This window comes from Corallococcus sp. AS-1-12, assembly GCF_020036995.1.
Taxonomy (GTDB): Bacteria; Myxococcota; Myxococcia; order Myxococcales; family Myxococcaceae; genus Corallococcus.
Genome location: NZ_JAIQDD010000026.1, coordinates 124512 through 142990, shown reverse-complemented (window position 1 = coordinate 142990; position 18479 = coordinate 124512). Strand labels below are relative to the sequence as shown.

General features: G+C 69.9%; 15 protein-coding genes. 7 read left to right on the top strand and 8 right to left on the bottom strand.

The annotated features are described in order from the left end of the window. Positions 1–214: 214 nt before the first annotated feature. The 5 genes from fusA to K8556_RS30820 form a co-directional block, all read right to left on the bottom strand. Positions 215–2296, bottom strand: a complete 2082-nt coding sequence (gene fusA / locus K8556_RS30840; protein WP_223743686.1) for an elongation factor G — start codon at positions 2294–2296, stop codon at positions 215–217. Positions 2297–2405: 109 nt separating this feature from the next. Continuing rightward, complete coding sequence (rpsG, locus tag K8556_RS30835; protein ID WP_014395858.1) at positions 2406–2876, bottom strand: 30S ribosomal protein S7; 471 nt, start codon at positions 2874–2876, stop codon at positions 2406–2408. 171 nt (positions 2877–3047) lie between these two features. Continuing rightward, complete coding sequence (gene rpsL / locus K8556_RS30830) at positions 3048–3419, bottom strand: 30S ribosomal protein S12 (RefSeq protein ID WP_014395857.1); 372 nt, start codon at positions 3417–3419, stop codon at positions 3048–3050. 221 nt (positions 3420–3640) lie between these two features. After that, on the bottom strand, positions 3641–4135 hold the full coding sequence (rimI, locus tag K8556_RS30825) for a ribosomal protein S18-alanine N-acetyltransferase (RefSeq protein ID WP_206797068.1): 495 nt from the start codon (positions 4133–4135) through the stop codon (positions 3641–3643). After that, positions 4132–4719, bottom strand: a complete 588-nt coding sequence (locus K8556_RS30820; protein WP_223743685.1) for a hypothetical protein — start codon at positions 4717–4719, stop codon at positions 4132–4134. The genes rimI and K8556_RS30820 overlap by 4 nt, the downstream gene beginning before the upstream one ends. Before the next feature lie 256 nt (positions 4720–4975). On the opposite strand from K8556_RS30820, the gene dnaJ reads away from it, so the two are divergent. The 6 genes from dnaJ to K8556_RS30790 all read left to right on the top strand — a co-directional run bounded on the left by dnaJ (position 4976) and on the right by K8556_RS30790 (position 14447). Then, a complete protein-coding gene (gene dnaJ / locus K8556_RS30815) occupies positions 4976–6157 on the top strand; it encodes a molecular chaperone DnaJ (RefSeq protein ID WP_223743684.1) in 1182 nt (393 codons plus the stop codon). An 81-nt stretch (positions 6158–6238) separates the two neighbouring features. Continuing rightward, entirely contained in the window at positions 6239–6967 is a 729-nt protein-coding gene (locus K8556_RS30810) for a HEAT repeat domain-containing protein (RefSeq protein ID WP_223743683.1), read from the top strand. A gap of 138 nt (positions 6968–7105) precedes the next feature. Further along, positions 7106–8806 carry a hybrid sensor histidine kinase/response regulator gene (locus K8556_RS30805; RefSeq protein WP_223743682.1) on the top strand — a complete coding sequence of 567 codons (1701 nt, stop codon included), beginning with the start codon at positions 7106–7108 and terminating at the stop codon, positions 8804–8806. A gap of 74 nt (positions 8807–8880) precedes the next feature. Further along, entirely contained in the window at positions 8881–10602 is a 1722-nt protein-coding gene (gene argS / locus K8556_RS30800; protein WP_223743681.1) for an arginine--tRNA ligase, read from the top strand. A 14-nt stretch (positions 10603–10616) separates the two neighbouring features. Further along, on the top strand, positions 10617–13172 hold the full coding sequence (locus tag K8556_RS30795) for a 1-acyl-sn-glycerol-3-phosphate acyltransferase (RefSeq protein ID WP_223743680.1): 2556 nt from the start codon (positions 10617–10619) through the stop codon (positions 13170–13172). Between the two features lie 72 nt (positions 13173–13244). Continuing rightward, entirely contained in the window at positions 13245–14447 is a 1203-nt protein-coding gene (locus K8556_RS30790) for a type II CAAX endopeptidase family protein (RefSeq protein WP_223743679.1), read from the top strand. Between the two features lie 33 nt (positions 14448–14480). Here the strand turns inward: K8556_RS30790 and K8556_RS30785 are convergent, their stop codons facing one another. The 3 genes from K8556_RS30785 to K8556_RS30775 all read right to left on the bottom strand — a co-directional run bounded on the left by K8556_RS30785 (position 14481) and on the right by K8556_RS30775 (position 17301). Further along, the gene (locus K8556_RS30785) at positions 14481–14696 is read right to left on the bottom strand and encodes a DUF5818 domain-containing protein (RefSeq protein WP_223743678.1); all 216 of its coding nucleotides are present in this window, start codon (positions 14694–14696) and stop codon (positions 14481–14483) included. Continuing rightward, the gene (locus K8556_RS30780; protein ID WP_223743677.1) at positions 14693–16507 is read right to left on the bottom strand and encodes a S8 family serine peptidase; all 1815 of its coding nucleotides are present in this window, start codon (positions 16505–16507) and stop codon (positions 14693–14695) included. The genes K8556_RS30785 and K8556_RS30780 overlap by 4 nt, the downstream gene beginning before the upstream one ends. A gap of 158 nt (positions 16508–16665) precedes the next feature. After that, on the bottom strand, positions 16666–17301 hold the full coding sequence (locus K8556_RS30775) for an alpha/beta hydrolase (RefSeq protein WP_223743676.1): 636 nt from the start codon (positions 17299–17301) through the stop codon (positions 16666–16668). A gap of 201 nt (positions 17302–17502) precedes the next feature. On the opposite strand from K8556_RS30775, the gene K8556_RS30770 reads away from it, so the two are divergent. Next, a complete protein-coding gene (locus K8556_RS30770; protein ID WP_223743675.1) occupies positions 17503–18444 on the top strand; it encodes a hypothetical protein in 942 nt (313 codons plus the stop codon). The last annotated feature ends 35 nt before the right edge of the window (positions 18445–18479 follow it).

Sequence of the window (18479 nt, the reverse complement as noted above, 5' to 3'; positions counted from 1 at the left end):
CTTGCCGTGGTCCACGTGCCCAATCGTTCCGATGTTCACGTGGGGCAGGCTGCGATCGAACTTTTCCTTGGACATGAACCGCTCCTCACGACGCCGCCGGTGCGACCCCGGCGGTATAGGACTTCGGGAGAACTTCCGAGGGGTGCTGCGTGTGCTTCAAAGCCGCTAGAACGTCAACAGAATTCGCCCGGCGGCTCCCCCTGCGGGCGGGAGGTCAGTAGCTCGGGTTGAGCGCTGACTTCGGCGCCGGTGCGTAGTGCTTGAACTGCATCGTGTAGGTCGCCCTTCCCTGGCTCTTGCTCCGCAGGTCGGTCGAGTACCCGAACATGGCGGCCAGGGGCACCTCCGCCTGGATGGCCTGCACCCCGCCGGGCCGGGGCACCATGCCGAGGATCTTCCCGCGCCGGCCGTTCAGGTCGCCGATGACGTCGCCCATGGCCGCCTCCGGGGTGACGACCTCCGTGGCCATGATGGGCTCCAGGAGGACCGGGTTCGCCGCGCGGACCGCGTCCTTGAAGGCCAGGGAGCCGGCGATCTTGAACGCCATCTCCGACGAGTCCACGTCGTGCATGGAGCCGTCGTAGGCCTCCACCTTCACGTCCACCATGGGGTAGCCGGCGACGGGGCCGTTCTGCATGGCCTCCCTCGCGCCGTCGCGCGCGGCGTCCACGAACTCCTTGGACACGGCGCCGCCGGCGATGGTGCTGACGAACTCGAAGCCCTTGCCGGGCTCGTTCGGGGACACGCGCAGGTTGATGTGGCCGTACTGCCCCTTGCCGCCCGTCTGGCGGATGTACTTGCCCTCCGCCTCCTTCGTCGCGGTCACCGTCTCGCGGTAGGCCACCTGCGGCTTGCCGATGTTCGCGTCCACCTTGAACTCGCGCAGGAGCCGGTCGACGATGATCTCCAGGTGCAGCTCGCCCATGCCGGCGATGAGCGTCTGGCCCGTCTCCTCGTTGGTGCGCACGCGGAAGGACGGGTCCTCCATGGCCAGCCGCTGCAGGGCCTGGATGATCTTGTCCTGGTCCGCGGTGGACTTCGGCTCGATGGCGATGTCGATGACGGGCTCCGGGAACTCCATCCGCTCCAGGATGATCTGCTGCTTGTCGTCACAGAGCGTGTCGCCCGTGGTCGCGAGCTTCAGCCCCACCACCGCGCAGATGTCGCCGGCGTAGCACTCCGTCAGTTCGTCCTTCTTGTCCGCGCGCATCTGCACGAGCCGGCTGACGCGCTCGCGCTTGCCCTTCACCGAGTTCCACACCGCCGTGCCCGCCTCCAGCTTCCCGGAGTAGACGCGCAGGAACGTCAGCGTCTGCGAGGAGAAGGACGGGTCGTTCATGATCTTGAACGCCAGCGCGCTGAAGGGCGCGTCGTCGCGCGTCTCGCGGATGGCGTCCTCGCCCTTGGGCGTCTTGCCGTGGATCGGCGGGATGTCCAGCGGGCTCGGCAGGTAGTCCACCACCGCGTCCAGGAGCGGCTGCACGCCCTTGTGGCGGAACGCCGAACCGCAGAACACGGGGAACAGCTTCAGCCCCACGCAGCCCTTGCGGATGGCGCCGCGGATCTCGTCCTCGGTGAGCTCGTCGCCGTTGAGGAACTTCTCCGTGAGCGTGTCGTCCTGCTCGGCCGCGGCCTCCAGCAGCTCCCCGCGCGCGGCGGCGGCGGCCTCCTGGTACTCTGCGGGGATGTCCTGGAGGTCGAAGCGGCTGCCCTGCTCCCCGTCCTGGAACACCAGCGCCTTCATGCGGACCAGGTCGATGACGCCCTTGTGCTTGTCCTCGGCGCCCAGGGGCAGTTGCATGCGCACGGGACGCGCGCCCAGCTTCTCCTTGATGGTGCCGACGGACATCTCGAAGTCCGCGCCCACGCGGTCCATCTTGTTGATGAAGCAGATGCGCGGGACCTTGTAGCGGTCCGCCTGGCGCCACACCGTCTCCGACTGCGGCTCCACGCCGTTGACCGCGTCGAACACGGTGATGGCGCCGTCGAGCACGCGCAGCGAGCGCTCCACCTCGATGGTGAAGTCCACGTGCCCCGGCGTGTCGATGATGTTCACGCGGTAGCGCTGGCCCATCCGCTCCCAGAAGGCGCTGATGGCCGCGGAGGTGATGGTGATGCCGCGCTCGCGCTCCTGGACCATCCAGTCCGTGGTGGTGGTGCCTTCGTGCACCTCGCCCATCTTGTGGATGGCGCCTGTGTAGAACAGGATCCGCTCGGTGGTGGTCGTCTTGCCGGCATCGATGTGCGCCATGATGCCGATGTTGCGGTAGCGCTCGAGGGGGAACTCACGGGCCATGACTCGGTTCCTTCCGGACGTCTCTTGGGCTTCTGCCAGGGCTGACAAACAAAACCGCCCGGACGCTGGCAGCGCATCCGGGCGGCAACCGCGAAGCCCCTGACGGGACCTACCAGCGGTAGTGAGCGAAGGCCTTGTTGGCTTCCGCCATCTTGTGCGTGTCTTCACGCTTCTTCACCGCGTTGCCGCGGTTGTTGGCGGCGTCCATGATCTCGCCGGCCAGCTTCTCCTGCATGGTCTTCTCACCGCGCGCCTTGGCGTAGGAGATGATCCAGCGCATGCCCAGCGCGACGCGGCGGTCCTGACGGACCTCCACGGGAACCTGGTAGGTGGCGCCACCGACGCGGCGGCTCTTCACCTCGAGGACGGGCTTGACGTTGTCCAGGGCCTTCTTGAACGTCTTGAGGGGGTCTTCCTTCGCGCGCTCCTCCATGAGGGCGAAGGCGCCGTAGCACACGCCTTCCGCGATGGACTTCTTCCCCTTGCGCATCAGGTCGTTGACGAACTTGGTGACGAGCCGGTCCTGGAACTTCGGATCCGGGAGAATCTTCCGCTTGGCGACTACGCGACGACGAGGCATCTCTTCCCTTACGCCCCACTCTCCTCGCCTGGAGGAAAGCCTTGTTCAGGGGCTTCAAGAACGACTGCTTGGGAACTTCCAGGGACACTCCCCAGGGTGTGGGGCCAGCGTCCAACACTGCTTCAGGTACCGCGAAGGTGTTCCGCGCCAACGACGCGCGGGAGAACCGGACTAGCTCGGGCGCTTGGCGCCGTACTTGGAGCGGCTCTGCTTGCGACCGGCAACGCCCACGGAGTCCAGCGTGCCGCGGATGATGTGGTAGCGAACGCCCGGGAGGTCCTTCACACGGCCACCGCGGATCATGACCACCGAGTGCTCCTGGAGGTTGTGACCCACGCCGGGGATGTAGGAAGTCACCTCGATGCCGTTGGTGAGACGCACGCGGGCCACCTTGCGGAGGGCCGAGTTCGGCTTCTTCGGGGTCGTGGTGTAGACGCGCGTGCAGACACCGCGCTTCTGGGGGCACTCCTTCAGGGCAGGGCTCTTGCCCTTGATGTTGAGCTTCTCGCGGCCCTTGCGGACGAGCTGGCTGATGGTCGGCACTGAAACCTCTTCTTCGTGGGAACCCCGCGTCCGGCTACACGAAAGCGGAGCATATCTACCTACAGGCTACACAAAAGGCCCGCGAGTATAGGGAGGGCCCCCCGGGTGTCAAGCATGGCCTGCCCCTGGGCCTGAACCGGCCAGAGGACCCGGGTGCATCCCCTCACACCCGAAAAACCTGGGACTGCGACGACGGCCGGACGCTCTACTCCCTTAGGGGACTAGAAGTCGAGGACCATCACGATCGCGTCCTCGCCCTCGTCCGCGTAGTAGTTCGGGCGGATGCCGACCGGCCGGAAGCCCAGCGAGCGGTAGAGGTTGAGGGCGGACTCGTTGCCCCGGCGGACCTCCAGGGTGGCCAGGGAGCAGCGGCGGGCCACGCCCCGGCGCAAGACTTCCTCCATCACGGTGCGCGCGACGCCCCGGCGGCGGTGCACGGGGGCGGTGGCGACGTTGAGGACGTGGACCTCGTCGTGGACGATCCAGAAGATGGCCAGGCCCAGCAGGGCGACGCCGCCTTCGGGCAGCGGCTCCTCCACGAGGAGGATGGTGGACCAGTCGTGCTGGAGCTCGCGCCCGAGCAGCTCCGTGGACCAGGGGTTCTTGAAGGACGCCTTCTCCAGCGCCATCACCGCCGGCATGTCGTCCACGGTCATCTGCCGGATCAGGAAGCCCTTCCCCTTGTCGGGCGTCCCGTCGTCCCGCAGCCGTCTCATCGCCGTGCCTCCCGCGCGAAGGGCGCCACCCGCCGCACCTGCGCCGACTTGCGTACTTCAGCCAGGGCCTGGGCCGCCAGCTCTCCGTAGCGCGCCCGCACCAGTTCCTCGCGGATGGCCGTGCGCGCCGCCTGGTCGAACTCACCGGGGTACAGGTCCCGGTGGGCGTCATAATGGTGACGGACCTCCGCCTCGCTCACCTGTGCCTTCAACCGGACCCGGCTGTCGAGGATTCGCTCCGCCCGCAGCCCCCGCGCCAGCACGGCCTCCAGGGCATCGCGGTCCACGCCGTGCCGGTCCAGGAAGCGCCGGAGCGCCGCCTCCCCGCCCAGCCGCGCCCGGACGGCGTCCAGCCGGGCCGCCACCTCCGCCGGCTCGGCCGGGAAGGCCTGCAGGCGGTCCGCGCTCAGGACCTGGAGGCGCTGGTTGATGGACAGCTCCAGCGCCCCCCGGAGCGTCTGCTCGTCCAGGGGCAGGGCGGCGGCCTGCACGGCCCCTCGCTGGATCAGCGCCACCCGGGCCTCCATCTCCAGCTCGCTCTGGGTGAGGACCTGGCCCTCGATGACCGCCACGACGCGGTCCATCACCCTGCCCTCCTCCACGGCGGGAGCGGGCGGCGGGGGGGCGGCATGTGCGGTCACCCCGGACCCCAGGGCCGCCGGGAGGAGCCCGTATGCCAGCCACAGGGGGGCCTTCCGGCGGGCGCGCGGTGCTGGCATGGCCTTCCTCATCTTGCGGCGACTGTAACCATCGCGGTGCTGTCCGGACATCCCGTGCTGGCGCTCACCTCACCGCTGGTTACGTTCTCCCTTGTCGGGTACTGCACCACCCCAAAAACCTATGGCTGACGACTACTACCAGATTCTGGGCGTGCCACGGACGGCCTCGGCGGACGAGCTCAAGAAGTCCTTCCGGAAGCTGGCGCGCCAGCACCACCCCGACGTCAACCCCGGCGACAAGGGGGCGGAGGAGAAGTTCAAGCGCATCAACACCGCCTTCGAGGTGCTGGGCGACCCCAAGAAGCGCGCGCTCTACGACGAGTTCGGCGAGGACGCGGAGAAGATCGGCTTCGACGAGAAGAAGGCCGCGGCCTACCGCCAGTACCGCGCCGCCCAGGCGGCCGGGGGCAGCGGCGGCGGTGGCATCCCCTTCAGCACCGAGGGCGTGGACCTGGGGGACCTCTTCAACGACATCTTCGGGCGCTCGGGCGGAGGCGGCGGGGCCGGCGGCTTCGACATCAACGACCTCTTTGGCCGGGGCCGGGGCGGCAGCCGGTCCACCGCGGCCGAGCGCGGCGATGACCTGACGACCCGCGTGCAGATCTCCCTCGCGGAGGCCGTCACCGGCACCGAGCGCACGTTGACGCTCCAGCGGCCGGGCCGCTGCTCCAAGTGCCACGGCGAGGGCAACACGGGGAAGCTGGTGACGTGCCCCACCTGCAACGGCACGGGGCGGGCCCGGCGGGGCGGCGCCATGTTCGGCGGCTCCGGCGTGTGCCCCACCTGCCGCGGCAGCGGGAAGGCCCCGGAGCCCTGCTCGCAGTGCGGCGGCAGCGGCATCAAGGAGGAGACGACCCGGCTGACGGTGAAGATTCCGGCGGGCGTCGTCACGGGCTCCAAGGTGCGGCTGGCCGGCCAGGGCGCGGCGGGCATCCAGGGGGGCCCTCCGGGGGACCTCTACATCGAGACGGAGGTGGCCGAGCATCCGCTGGTGCGCCGCGAGGGCGACGACCTCTACCTGGACCTGCCGGTGACGGTCTCCGAGGCGCTGCTGGGCGGCGAGGTGCGCGTGCCTACGTTCCAGGGGGAGGTGACGCTGAAGGTGCCTCCCGGTTCACAATCCGGCCGCAAGATGCGGCTCAAGGGGCGCGGCGTGCCGTCGCTCCGGGGCGGCACTCCGGGCGACATGTACCTGCTGCTCCAGGTGAAGGTCCCCGAGGAGGCCACGGACGAGGTCCGGGCCGCCGCGGAGACGCTGGCGCGGGCCTACCGGGGCGACGTGCGCCGGGAGCTGACGTTGTAGTTGTCGTTGCCACTTGTCCTGGAAGGCGCACCGTCCTACATGGCGCCTCCACTCTTCCGAATCCGGAGCGGGTACGTACCTATGGGTCTCTTTGATTTCCTCACGGGCGGCTCGGGCCCCGAAAAAGCCCTCAAGCTCAAGTCCAAGGTGACCCAGAAGTACGGGGAGCCGTCCACGCGACAGAAGGCCCTGCAGCAGTTGGGGGAGATGAAGTACCCCGAGGCCGTCACGGTGCTGCTCAGCCGGTTCACCGTCACCGTGGACCCGCTCACCACCGACGCGGACGAGAAGGAGCACACCTTCGAACTGATCAAGCACTTCGGCCAGGACGCCGTCGCGCCGGTGAGCGCCTTCCTCAAGACGAGCGATCAGGCCACGTCCTGGGCGCTGCGCATCCTCCAGGAGCTGCTCGCCGAGGACGCGCTCATGGGCGTCATCGCGGACACGCTCCAGCACCTGTCCTCCCGCTACACGCGCGACCCGGAGAAGAAGGTCGTGCTGCTCCACCACGTGCTGGGCAAGCAGGATCCGCGCGTGGCCCCGGCCGTCCTCCCCTTCCTGGAGGACATGTCCGATGACGTGAAGATCGCCGCCATCAACGTCCTGGGGCCCCTGAAGTACGAGCCGGCGCGCGAGCCCCTGCTCCAGTTGCTCACCAACGAGGACACCGCGCGCCGCGTGCAGACCGTGGCGCTGGCGGCGCTGGCGGAGAGCGGTTTCGCCGTGCAGGGCTACCAGGACAAGGTGCAGGCCGCCCTCGTGGAGCCCTACAGCCTGGACAAGGACGGCCGCATCCAGCGCCGGGCCTGAGTCATTCCTGGACCCCAGGCAGGGAAGCGGCCGGAGGGGCTGGGGGGCTGTCGGGCACCTGACACGCTCGGCGTTGATGGAGGGCACCGGGCCCCGGTGCGGTTCCCTCCCACGCGACACATGAAGCAGGATTCACGCGTGCCATCGAAGAAGAAGGGTCCGCAGCTCGCAGAGGTGGTCCAGTTGCGTCCCACCACCACCGCGAAGAAGGCCCCACCGAAGCGGGCGGCGAAACCGCCTCCTCCGGTGGACACCGACGCCGCCGCCCAGGCCTTGCTGGAGATGGGCCGGCAGCTCACCGACAACGCGGGCCCCACCGAGGCCCTGCGCGCGCAGTTGCAGACGCTCCACACGCTGCTCAAGCCGAAGGTCTGCTACGTCGCGCGCCACTTCCCGTCGCGCAACCAGTTGCACGTGGAGCACGTGCGCGGGCGCTACGACGAGCGCGTCACCGCCGCCGTCCCGGGCGAGGGCGTGGTGGGCCGGTGCTTCACCGACAAGGCGCTCCTGCGCGAGGACGACACCGTCGCCGTGCCCCTGGAGGGGCCGCAGGGCGTGACGGGCGTGCTCGTGGTGCTGGGCGCGCGCCGCAAGGCGTCCGACGTGCTGATGCAGTCGCTGGCGTCGCAGCTCACCGCCGCCTACGAGGTGGCCCGGCTGCGCGACGACAGCGCCCGCCGCAACAAGGACCTGCAGACGGCCATCGCGGGCCTGAAGAGCCTGGAGCAGAACCGCGAGGAGCTGCTCGGCAACGTGTCCCATGACTTGAAGAACCCGCTCACCACCATCAAGGCCTACCTGGCCATGCTGGGCCGGGAGAAGCTGGGCACGCTGACGGACGGGCAGCGCCGCGCGGTGCAGATCTGCGACCGGAACGCGGACCGGCTGCTCCAGCAGGTGAACGACCTGGTGCTGATGTCCCGGCTGTCGTCCGGGAAGATGCAGCTCAACCAGCGCCCCTTCGGCCTCAAGGCCGTGGCGGAAGAGGTGGTGCGGGGGCTGGGCGCCGTCGCGGAGCACAGCCGCGTGCGGGTGGTGATTCCCCCCTGCCCTGAAGTCTTCGTCCGGGGCGACCGCGAGCGCATCTCCGAGGCCATCCACAACCTCGTGGAGAACGGCATCCACCACAGCGAGACGGACGACGTCGTCGAGGTGAGCGTGTCGTCCAGCGAGGGCCTGGGCATCCTCACCGTGAAGGACTCCGGCCAGGGCATGACGGCGGAGGCCCTGGAGCACGTCTTCGATTCGTTCTACCGCGCGCAGCCGGGCATGCCCCGTCCGCCGGGCACGGGCCTGGGCCTGCCGCTGGTCGCCAAGATTGTCGCGCTGCACGGAGGCCGCGTGGACGCGACCAGCGTGCTGGGCGAGGGCAGCACGTTCCAGATGGTCCTGCCCCTGTTCGCGAGCGCGGTGAGCGCCCCGGACGTGAACCAGGCCGCGCCCAAGGCGGGCGGCATCCTCCTGGTGGAGGACGACGTGGACTGCCGCGAGGTGCTGGAGCAGGTGCTGGAGCAGGAGGGCTACCGGGTGATGGCCACCTCCGGCGCCGCCGAGGCGCGCTCCATCCTGTCCCACATCCGGCCGGCCATGGTGCTGCTGGACCTGCGGCTGTCCGGGGAGGACGGGCGGTCCGTGCTCCACTACATCCGCACCACGGAGTCGCTGGCGGACGTGGTCGTCTACATCATCTCCGGCGCGAGCGACGTCGCGTCCCTCACTTCGGGTGAAGGGCCGGACCGCATCGACGGGTACTTCGAGAAGCCGCTGAAGCTGCCCAAGCTGCTGGACACCGTGGCCTCGGTGGTGCGCCCCAAGAGCCGCGGCCCCGCCGTGCCCTGAACGACGCTCCGGCGCCTTCCCCACAGAAGAGGTGGATGGAAGGCGCCCCGCCTTGGGTAGTATCCGCGCGGTCCATGAGCACTTCTGTCTATAGCCGCTATCGCGCCGCGTTCGCCCAGGCCCTCGCTGGGGCGCTGGGTGTCCCCGCCGCCGACATCGAGTCCCAGGTCAAGCCCGCGGATCCCGCGCACGGCGACCTGAGCTTCGCCACCTTCCCCCTCGCCAAGGCGCAGAAGAAGGCGCCCCCCGCCATCGCCGCGCAGCTCGCGCAGGCGCTCCAGGTCCCGGGCCTGGAGGTCAAGGCCGTGGGCCCCTACGTCAACGCGCGCTTCCTTCCCCTCCCCTTCACCCAGGAGGTCATCGACGGCGTGCGCCTGGCGGGGCTCGCCTACGGCAGCGACGCGGAGGACGGCAAGGGCAAGACGGTGGTCATCGACTACTCGTCGCCCAACATCGCCAAGCCCATTGGCTTCCACCACATCCGCACCACGTTCCTGGGCCACTGCATCGCGAACCTGTACCGCGCGCTGGGCTGGCGCGTGGAGGGCATCAACTACCTGGGTGACTGGGGCAAGCAGTTCGGCCTCGTGGCGGTGGGCTTCCAGGAGTACGGCGACCCGGCGCGCATCGACGACATGCCGCACCTGGTCCAGGTCTACGTGCAGGCCAACAAGCGCGCCGGTGAGGACCCGGCCTTCGACGAGAAGGCCCGTGAGTTCTTCCGCCGCATGGAGGCCAACGAGCCGGAGGCGATGAAGCTCTGGAACCAGTTCCGGGAGACGAGTCTCAAGGGCTTCAAGAAGGTCTACGCGCGCATGGGCATCGACTTCGAGCACATCGAGGGCGAGAGCCGCTACCAGGGCAAGATGGACGCGGTCATCGACCAGATCGCGAAGAAGCCCGGCGTGAAGGAGTCCCAGGGCGCCATCATCGTGGACATGCCCTACGCGGACGGCGAGCCGCCCGTGCTGCTCAAGAAGAACGACGGCAGCACGCTCTACGCCACGCGCGACCTGGCCGCCGCCGAGGACCGCCACGCGCGCTTCAACTTCGACAAGTCGCTCTACGTCGTCGCGCAGGACCAGGCGCTGCACTTCCGGCAGGTGTTCCGCACCCTGAAGGAGATGGGCCAGCCGTGGGCGGACCAGTGCGTGCACGTGCCGTTCGGCCGCATCCACGGAATGGCCACGCGCAAGGGCCAGGTGGTGGAGCTGAATCAGGTCCTGGACGAGGCGAAGGAGCGCGTGCTCCAGCGCGTGAAGGAGAACATCGCGCAGGGCAACCTGGAGACGGCCGACGCGGAGGCGCTGTCGGAGCAGATCGGCCTGGGTGCCATCGTCTTCGGCGACCTGAAGCACAACCGCGCCAGCGACTACTCGTTCGATTGGGACGAGGTGACGAGCCTGGAGGGGCACACGGGGCCCTATCTCCAGTACGCACACGCGCGCTGCGCGAACGTGCTGCGCAAGGGCGGCGGCGTGCCCACGGCGTATGATCCGGCGCTGCTCACGCTCCCGGAGGAGCAGGCCCTGGTGCGTGAGCTGATGCGGCTGCCGGACACCGTGAAGGCGGCGGCGGAGCAGTACGAGCCCAGCCTGGTGGCGCGCCTGCTGCTGGACGTGGCGGCGGCGTACAGCCGCTACTACACGGCGGGCAACAAGGACCGCGACAAGCGCATCCTCGTGGAGGGGAATGACGCGGTGCGCGCGGCCCGGCTGGCGCTCACGGACGCGACGCGCATCACGCTGGCGGCGGGGCTCACCTTGCTGGGCATCCCGACGCCGGAAAACATGTAGCCTGGGGGGCTGCGATGGACACCGCGCTGGCGCAGACCGCGACGCAAGGAGAGGCCTTGAAGGAGGAATTCGGTCCCATGTCCCGGGTGCTCGGGGCTCGGTACTTCGACGGGGTGCACTTCCCGCCGGAGGTCGAGAACGAGCTGCGCGCGCTCAGCGCCCGGGGCTTCGTGGTGCACGTCATGCGCACCACGGCGTGGATCAACTTCCTCTACATCGCGTGGGCCATGGTCCGCCGGGCCATGCCGCCCATCCGCGCGGTGGTGAACCTGCGCCCGTGGTTCACCCGGCCCTGGCGCCAGACGGCGCAGGGCGGCGCGGTGGAGGAGCGCTTCCGCTACGCCCGTGAGCAGGGCGGCAGCGGCCTGGTGTTCCTGCGCCGCACGGCGCTCCTGCACGCCTCCGGCAAGGAGACGCGCGAGGACCCCTTCCCCGCCCTGGTGCGGCTGGCGCGCGGCTCCGAGCGCCCGGTGTTCCTGGTGCCGGAGCTGTTCGTCTGGGAGAAGCGCCCCGCGAAGCTCAAGCCGGGCTGGCGCGACGCGCTGTTCGGGAGCCCGGAGGCGCCGGGCTTCGTGCACTCCATGGTGGCGTTCTTCCGCAACTACAAGCGCGCGCAGTTCCGCGTGGGAGAGCCCATCGACCTGCGCAAGTTCATCGAGGAGAACCCGGGCGTCAGCGACGAGGTGCTGGCGCGCAAGGTGCGCAGCACGCTGCACGTGTTCCTCGCGCGGGAGACGCGCGCGGTGTTCGGCCCGCCGCAGAAGCCCACGGACCGGCTGATTGAGGAGACGCTGCGCGACCGGCAGTTGCGCAAGGTGCTGGACGAGCACGCCGCCGCCACGGGCCGCAGGCCGTCCAGCGTGTACCGCGAGGCCCAGCGCAACCTGGAGGCCATCGCGGCGAAGCCCAACCCGTCCGTGCTGGCGCTCATCGCGCCGGTGCTGGAGTGGGTCTTCAACCGCATCTACGACGGCATCGGCGTGGACGAGGCCGGCCTGCACCGCGCGCTCAAGGCCGCGGGCAAGGCGCCGGTGGTGCTCTGCCCCAGCCACAAGAGCCACGTGGACTACCTGGTGATGAGCTGGGTGCTCTGGAACCGGGGCTACACCGCGCCGCTGGTGGCCGCGGGCGCGAACCTGTCCTTCTGGCCCCTGGGCGTGCTGTTCCGCCGCTGCGGCGCGTTCTTCCTGCGCCGCTCATTCAAGGGCGACAAGGTCTACGCCGCGTCCTTCAAGGCGTACATCAAGAAGCTGGTGCATGACGGCATCCACCAGGAGTTCTTCCCGGAGGGTGGCCGCTCGCGCACGGGCAAGCTGCTCACGCCCAAGCTGGGCATGCTCACGTGGCAGGTCGAGGCGGTGCTGGACGGCGCGCGCAACGACCTCTACTTCGTGCCCGTCTCCATCGACTACGAGAAGGTGGTGGAGTCCGACAGCTACTCGAAGGAGCTGGCCGGCGGGGAGAAGAAGCCGGAGGACTTGAAGGCCCTCCTGAGCGCGCCCAAGGTGCTGGCCGCGCGCTACGGGCGCATCCACCTCACCTTCGACGAGCCGCTGTCGCTGGTGGAGTTCATGAAGGCGCGTGGCCTGTCGCCGCAGGAGCCGGTGACGGACGAGCAGAAGAAGAGCCTGGTGCGCGCGCTGGGCAACCGCGTGATGTACGGCATCAGCAAGGTGTCCACCGTCACGCCGCACGCGCTGGTGAGCGCGTCCCTGCTGGCCCACCGCCGGCGCGGCCTCACGCAGCGCGAGCTCACGGACCGCATCAGCCTCTTGCGCCGCATCGCCTCCGAGGATGGCGCTCGGCTGTCCAAGGAGCTGGCCAACGCGCCGAGCAACCCGGAGACGCTGGGCCCCATCCAGGACGCCATGCGCGAGTTCATCTCCGACGAGATGGTGCGCACGCAGGAGGCGCGCGGTGAGGTCAGCTACCAGGTGGAGGACTCACGCCGCCCGGAGATGTCCTTCTACAAGAACACGCTGATGAACCTGGTGGCCGCGCGCAGCCTGGTGGCCAACGCGCTGCTCGCGGGCACGCCCGCGCCGTACGACACCGTGAAGGCCCGCGCGCTGTTCCTGTCGCGCCTCTTCAAGGTGGAGTTCATCTACCGGGTGGGCGCGTCCTTCGACACCATCTTCGCCGAGTGCGTGGAGCGGCTCGTGCGCATGGGCCTGGTCATCCACGAGGGTGACACGCTCACGCGCGCGCCGGAGGCCCACGCCCAGCCGGACCTGGAGTTCCTCGCGGACCTGCTGCGCGACTTCCTGGAGGCCTACCTGCTGGCCGCCATGACGTTGCCGGACGTGGCCGCGGGCGTGGCCACCGACCGCAAGGCGTTCGTCAAGCTGGCGCTGGAGACGGGGCGCGGCGAGTACAACGCCGGCCGCATCACCGCCGCCGAGTCCCTGGCGAAGACGACGCTGGAGAACGCGGTGGAGTACCTGTTGGATCAGCGCATCCTCGTGGAAGAGGACAAGAAGCTGCGGCTGGGCGACCCGGCCACGGCGGCGGAGCTGCCCCGGAAGAACCCGCTCGCGGAGGAGATCCGCGGCTACCTCCACCGGGCCTGACGCAGCGCCTCGAAGCGAACGCGGCACCCCACCCCGCTCCGCCTGACGGAAGAGGGGGCAGGAGACGACACGGTGGACGAAGCCTCCCCTTCCAGCGACCCGCGGCCGGCGGAGGCCCCCGCGCCGCTGTCGCCGCCCCACCCCGTGCTCGCCGCGGCCCTGGCCTTCGGGCTCTTCGTGACGGTGGGTGCCGTCACCCAGTTGCTCAACCCCGCGTTCGGGGTGTGGTTCACGGAGGTGTTCCTCTTCCTGGGCCTCGCGTGGATCATGCTGCGCCGCTCGGGGTACCGGCCCGCCGTGTACGTGGGCCTCACGCCGTTTCTGGGCGCGCCCACCCTGTTCGGCTTCCTGCTGGGCGTGGCCAACTTCGTCGGCGTGGTGGTGCCGGTGCAGTTCCTCGCGCAGAAGGTGGCGCCCGCGTGGCTGCGGGAGATGTTCGACGCCTCGCGCCTCTTCGAGGGCCAGACGCCGGTGGAACTGGCGCTGCTGCTGGGCGGCGTGTCCGTGGCCGCGCCGCTGTGCGAGGAGATCTTCTTCCGCGGCCTCTTCCAGCGCTCCCTGACGCCGCCGGCCCCCGCGTCCCCGTGGCGGGCGTTGATCATCACGTCCGTGGTGTTCAGCGCGTTCCACCTGGATCCGGTGGGCTTCCTCGCCCGCGCGGAGCTGGGCCTGCTGTTCGGCTGGCTCTTCTGGCGCACCGGCTCGCTGTGGCCGGGCATCGCGGCGCACGCGGCCAACAACATCGTGTCGTCGGCGCTGTTCCTCATCGCCACGCACTCGGGGCTCGCGAAGGACGGGGCGCCGGACGACGTGACGGACTGGCGCGCCGTGCTGGGGCTGGCGCTGGTGGGCTGGACGGCGCTCCTGGGCCTGCGCGCCGCGTCCCGGCACTTTCCGTCCGTGTGGGGGCGCGGCGCTCCTCCCAGCGATGAAGAGGTGCGCGCCACGAAGCCCGTGCCCCTCTTCGCCCTCCAGTTGCTGCCCTGGGTGACGGCGGCGACGCTGTCGCTGGTGGGGCTGGGCCTGGTGGACGGGCGCGGCGTGTCGCTGAGCGTCTACGACGTCCAGCACCCGGTGGAGCCGCTGCCCAAGGACGCGGATCCGGCGCTCCAGGCCGAGCGCAAGGCCCTGCGGCAGCTCCGCGAGGCCGTGCGCAAGGGCGAGGTGCCCATGGAGGCCTACGAAGAGGAGCGCCTCCGGCAGTCGGAGGCGTATGGCCCCGGCAAGGACAAGGGCAAGCTCAAGGCCAGGAGCAAGCCCGAGATCCAACTCTGAGGCCCGGAGGGGTGGTGCCCCCGGGCGCCCGCGTCACTCCGCCGTGTACGAGCTGACGTGGAACACCGGCCCCACCATGGCGGTGGTGACGGCGTCGCGCTGGATGCTGCCCTCGGCGGAGATGCGCTGACCGTCCTTCTTGATCTTCCGGTCACCGCCCGCGAGCTGGTACGTCCGGCCGTCGTCGGCCTTCAGGACCCACACGCCGCCCTCCAGGTCCTGGTACTGCACCGTGCCGGAGAGCTTCATGCGTCCTCCCGCTTGAGCATCGCGCGGGCGATGACCAGGCACACCACCGTGTTGAAGCCCAGCCACGGCTTCGCCAGGAAGGTGAACGGCATCCACGCCAGCGCCGGAGCGCCCACCCACGCCGCGTAGGCCAGGAAGCCCGCGAAGCCCAACGCCAGGCCGCCCACCGCCGGCCGGAAGCCCCGCCATGCGATGGCCGGCAGCGACAGCACCAGGGGGATGAGCGCGCTGTAGAACAGCGGGTTCACCGCGCTCCGGCCGAAGATGATCTTCTGCCAGTCCGGGATGGGCAGCGACGCCACGCTCACCACGTCCCGGGCCGCGCCCGCCGCGCCCGCGAACCAGGTGCGCAGGAAGAAGAAGCCCACCGTGGAGAGCACCAGCGGCACGAGGAACGCCGGGCGGAAGAGGACGTTGAGGTAGCCCGGACGCTCGCGGCCGCGCAGCGTGAGCAGCACCAGCGCGAGCAGCGCCGCGGCCCAGCCCAGCGACGGCCACCGGGGCGAAGCGCCGTTGAACGCCTTCAGCGACGCGTTCGCGTTGAGGACGCCGTGGCCGTACTCCTCCGTCCAGGCCTGGTTCTCCGTCGCCCTGGCGCCGGCGTAGAGCGCCTGCTCCACCTCGTCCGGCGTGGTGGCGCCCGCGCCGTAGAGCATCGCGGCGACGGCGGCCACGTGGGGCGCGGCCATGCTGGTGCCCTGATACCAGGCGTAGATGGAGCGCGACGGGTCGCGCGGGTCGATGGTGTTCTGCAGGATGCCGCCCGTGTCGCCCCGGCTCTTGTCACCACCGGGCGCCGCGATGTCCAGCTCCTTGCCGTAGGACGAATACGGCGCGCGCGTGCCGGACGGGCCCACCGCGCTCACCGCCACCGCGCCCGGGTAGGCCGCGGGGAACTCCACCCTGCCGCGCCCGGTGTTGCCCGCCGCGGCCACCACGGTGACGCCCTTCTTGCGCGCGTACTCCACCGCGCTGGCCATGACCTGCGAGTACAGGCCCCCGCCCAGCGACATGTTGATGACCTTCGCGTCGTGGTCCGCCGCGAAGCGGATGGCGTCCGCGATGTCCGCGGAGGTGCCGCTGCCGAAGTGGTTCAGGACCTTGAGCGGCATCAGCGTCGCGTCGAACGCCACGCCCGCCACGCCCTCGCCGTTGTTGGTGGCCTGCGCGATGGTGCCCGCCACGTGCGTGCCGTGGCCGTGGTCGTCGTTGGCGTGCTCGTCGTCGTTGACGAAGTCATAGCCCTTCACGAACGACACGCCCTTGAGGTCCGGCACCTGCTTGAAGTCGTCGTAATCCTCGTAGGCGATGCCCGTGTCGATGACCGCCACCACCACGCCCTTGCCCCGGTTGCCGTCCCAGGCCTTCGGCATGTCGATCATCCGGAGGTTCCACTGGGCTTCGTACTGGGGGTCGTTCGGCGTGTAGCTGGTGCGCACCTGCATGAGCGGCTCGGCGGACTCCACCGCCGGGTTCTGGCGGATGCGCTGGAGCACGGCCTCCACGTCGTCCACGCCCACCGCCAGCGTGACGCCCGTGCGGGGGCCCTCCAGGGAGTTGAACTCCAGGTCCACGCCCCACTCCTGCTCCCAGGCGTCGAACTGCTCCTTGCTGGTGCCGTCCTTGAAGTCCACCACGATGGCGCCGGACACCACGTCGTCCGAGCCCTCCGCCACCGCCCGGGACACCTCCGCCTCCGCGGCAGCCAGGTCCTGCCCGGCCGGGGCCTCCGGCTCCCGCGACGCGGAAGCGCACGCCGAGGCCGACAGGGCCAGCGCCGCGAGAACCACGTTCCATCGCCTCATCCGCATCGGGACACTCCTTGAACGAAGACGCCTCGAAGACCCACTACGAACGCACGGCGGGACGATTGGGTCTGCGCTTTGAGTCTGTCCGCCCCCCGGCCAGCCGTGCAAGGCGCCGGGGTTGAAGAAACGTGAAGAAGTCCAACGGTTTGCACGCCAACGCCCTACCCGCCCGACAGGCGCTGGAGCCACGCCGCCGCCGCCCGCCCCACCTGGGGAAGGTTGCGATGGAAGGTGGCCCCGGCATCGTCGATGACCTCTAAATCCCCCCCGGCCTCCGCGACAGCCGCGGCCAGCGCCGCCCGGGGCACCCGGGTGTCCTGCGCCCCGACAATCACCAGCAGCGGACACGACAGTCGCACGAGTGACAGCGGGTCCACCTCCGGCGCCACCAGACACAGTCCGCCCACGGCCGGGTGCCGCTCCTGGAGCGCCAGCGCCACCCGGGCCCCGCCGTGCAGGGACGCCACCGCGAGCGCCGTCGTCCCCGCGTTCTCCAGCGCCACGCGCATGGCCGCCTCCGCGTCCTCCACCAGCGCCCCGCCGGTGCCCCGGACGCCCTGGCTGGCCCCCACGCCCCGGTGGTTGAAGCGCAGGGTGGGGAAGCCCGCCCGCGCCACCGCGAAGGCCAGCTCCGCCGCCACGACGTGATCCATCCCGCCCCCTTCTTCCGGCCGGGGCGGGAGGATGAGCAGCGGCGGCGACTTCTGGCCCCGGTGCACCGTGCCCTCCATCACCGCGCCGTCCGACCCCACGGGGATGAGCGTGGAGCGCTCCAGGAACTGACCTTTCTGGACCATGCCCCCACCTTAAGCCGTCCGCCCGGCCGCGCCCGGGCCGGATTCCCGCCTCCGTCCCCTGCCGGACCCCTGATGCCGCAGCGCGTTGCACACATTCCGTGACCTGCTCGCAACTTTTCGGCGCTTCGGATGAGAATGGATCAACGCAGCAAGCTTTCCCTCCCCCCTTCAAAAATCCGCACACCGCAGGAGCCTCAAGCCATGGGAACCATCGGGCGCACCTCCAACAACACCATCGCGCGCACCACCACGACCACGGGGACGACCGGCGCGGCCGCCCCCGCCAAGACGGCCACCCCGGTCACGGCGAAGCCGGCCAACACCGTGAAGGACGGCTTCGACACCAAGGCGTCGAACAGCGCGGTGCGCACCGCGGCCCCCACGGGCGTGTTCACCGCCCCGGCGGGCGCGAAGGACAAGGCCTATGACGGCAAGATCGTGGGCAAGGGCGGGCAGGCCTTCGACGCCAGCACCCCGCTGAGCCAGATCCCCGCCTACGAGCCCAAGGGCGGCGTGAAGCAGCCGGGCACCATCATCTACGTGAACGGGATGATGACGGACAAGGCGGGTCAGGAGACCACGCTGCAGGCCATCGCGGACAAGACGGGCCAGAAGACCATCGGCATCCACAACTCCACCGAGGGCTTCTTCAAGGACCTGGGCCAGTGCATCACGGACAAGCTGGACAAGGGCAAGAACCCGGCCGTGGACACGCTGGCGGACTCGCTCTACACGGAGCTGAAGGCCGGCCGTGACGTGCACCTGATGGCGCACAGCCAGGGTGGCCTCATCACCAGCCGCGCGCTGAGCGACGTGGCCAAGCGGCTGCGCATCGAAGACGGGCTGTCCCCCGCGCAGGTGCAGGAGAAGCTGGGCAAGGTCTCCGTGGAGACCTTCGGCGCCGCGGCGGCCACCTACCCGGACGGCCCCAAGTACGTCCACTACGTCAACGACAAGGACCCCGTCCCCGGCCTCTTCGGCCTGGGCACCAGCGGCAAGGGCCCCCTGGACCTGCTGAAGCACGCCGGCAAGGACGCGAAGATCCGCTACTTCTCCGAGAAGAGCATCTTCTCCGGCGCGCACAACATCAACGACACGTACCTCAACCAGCGCGTCCCGTTCGACCAGGCGCGCGCCGGCTAGTTCTCATCCGGAGCCTGGACTGGTATGACTGCACG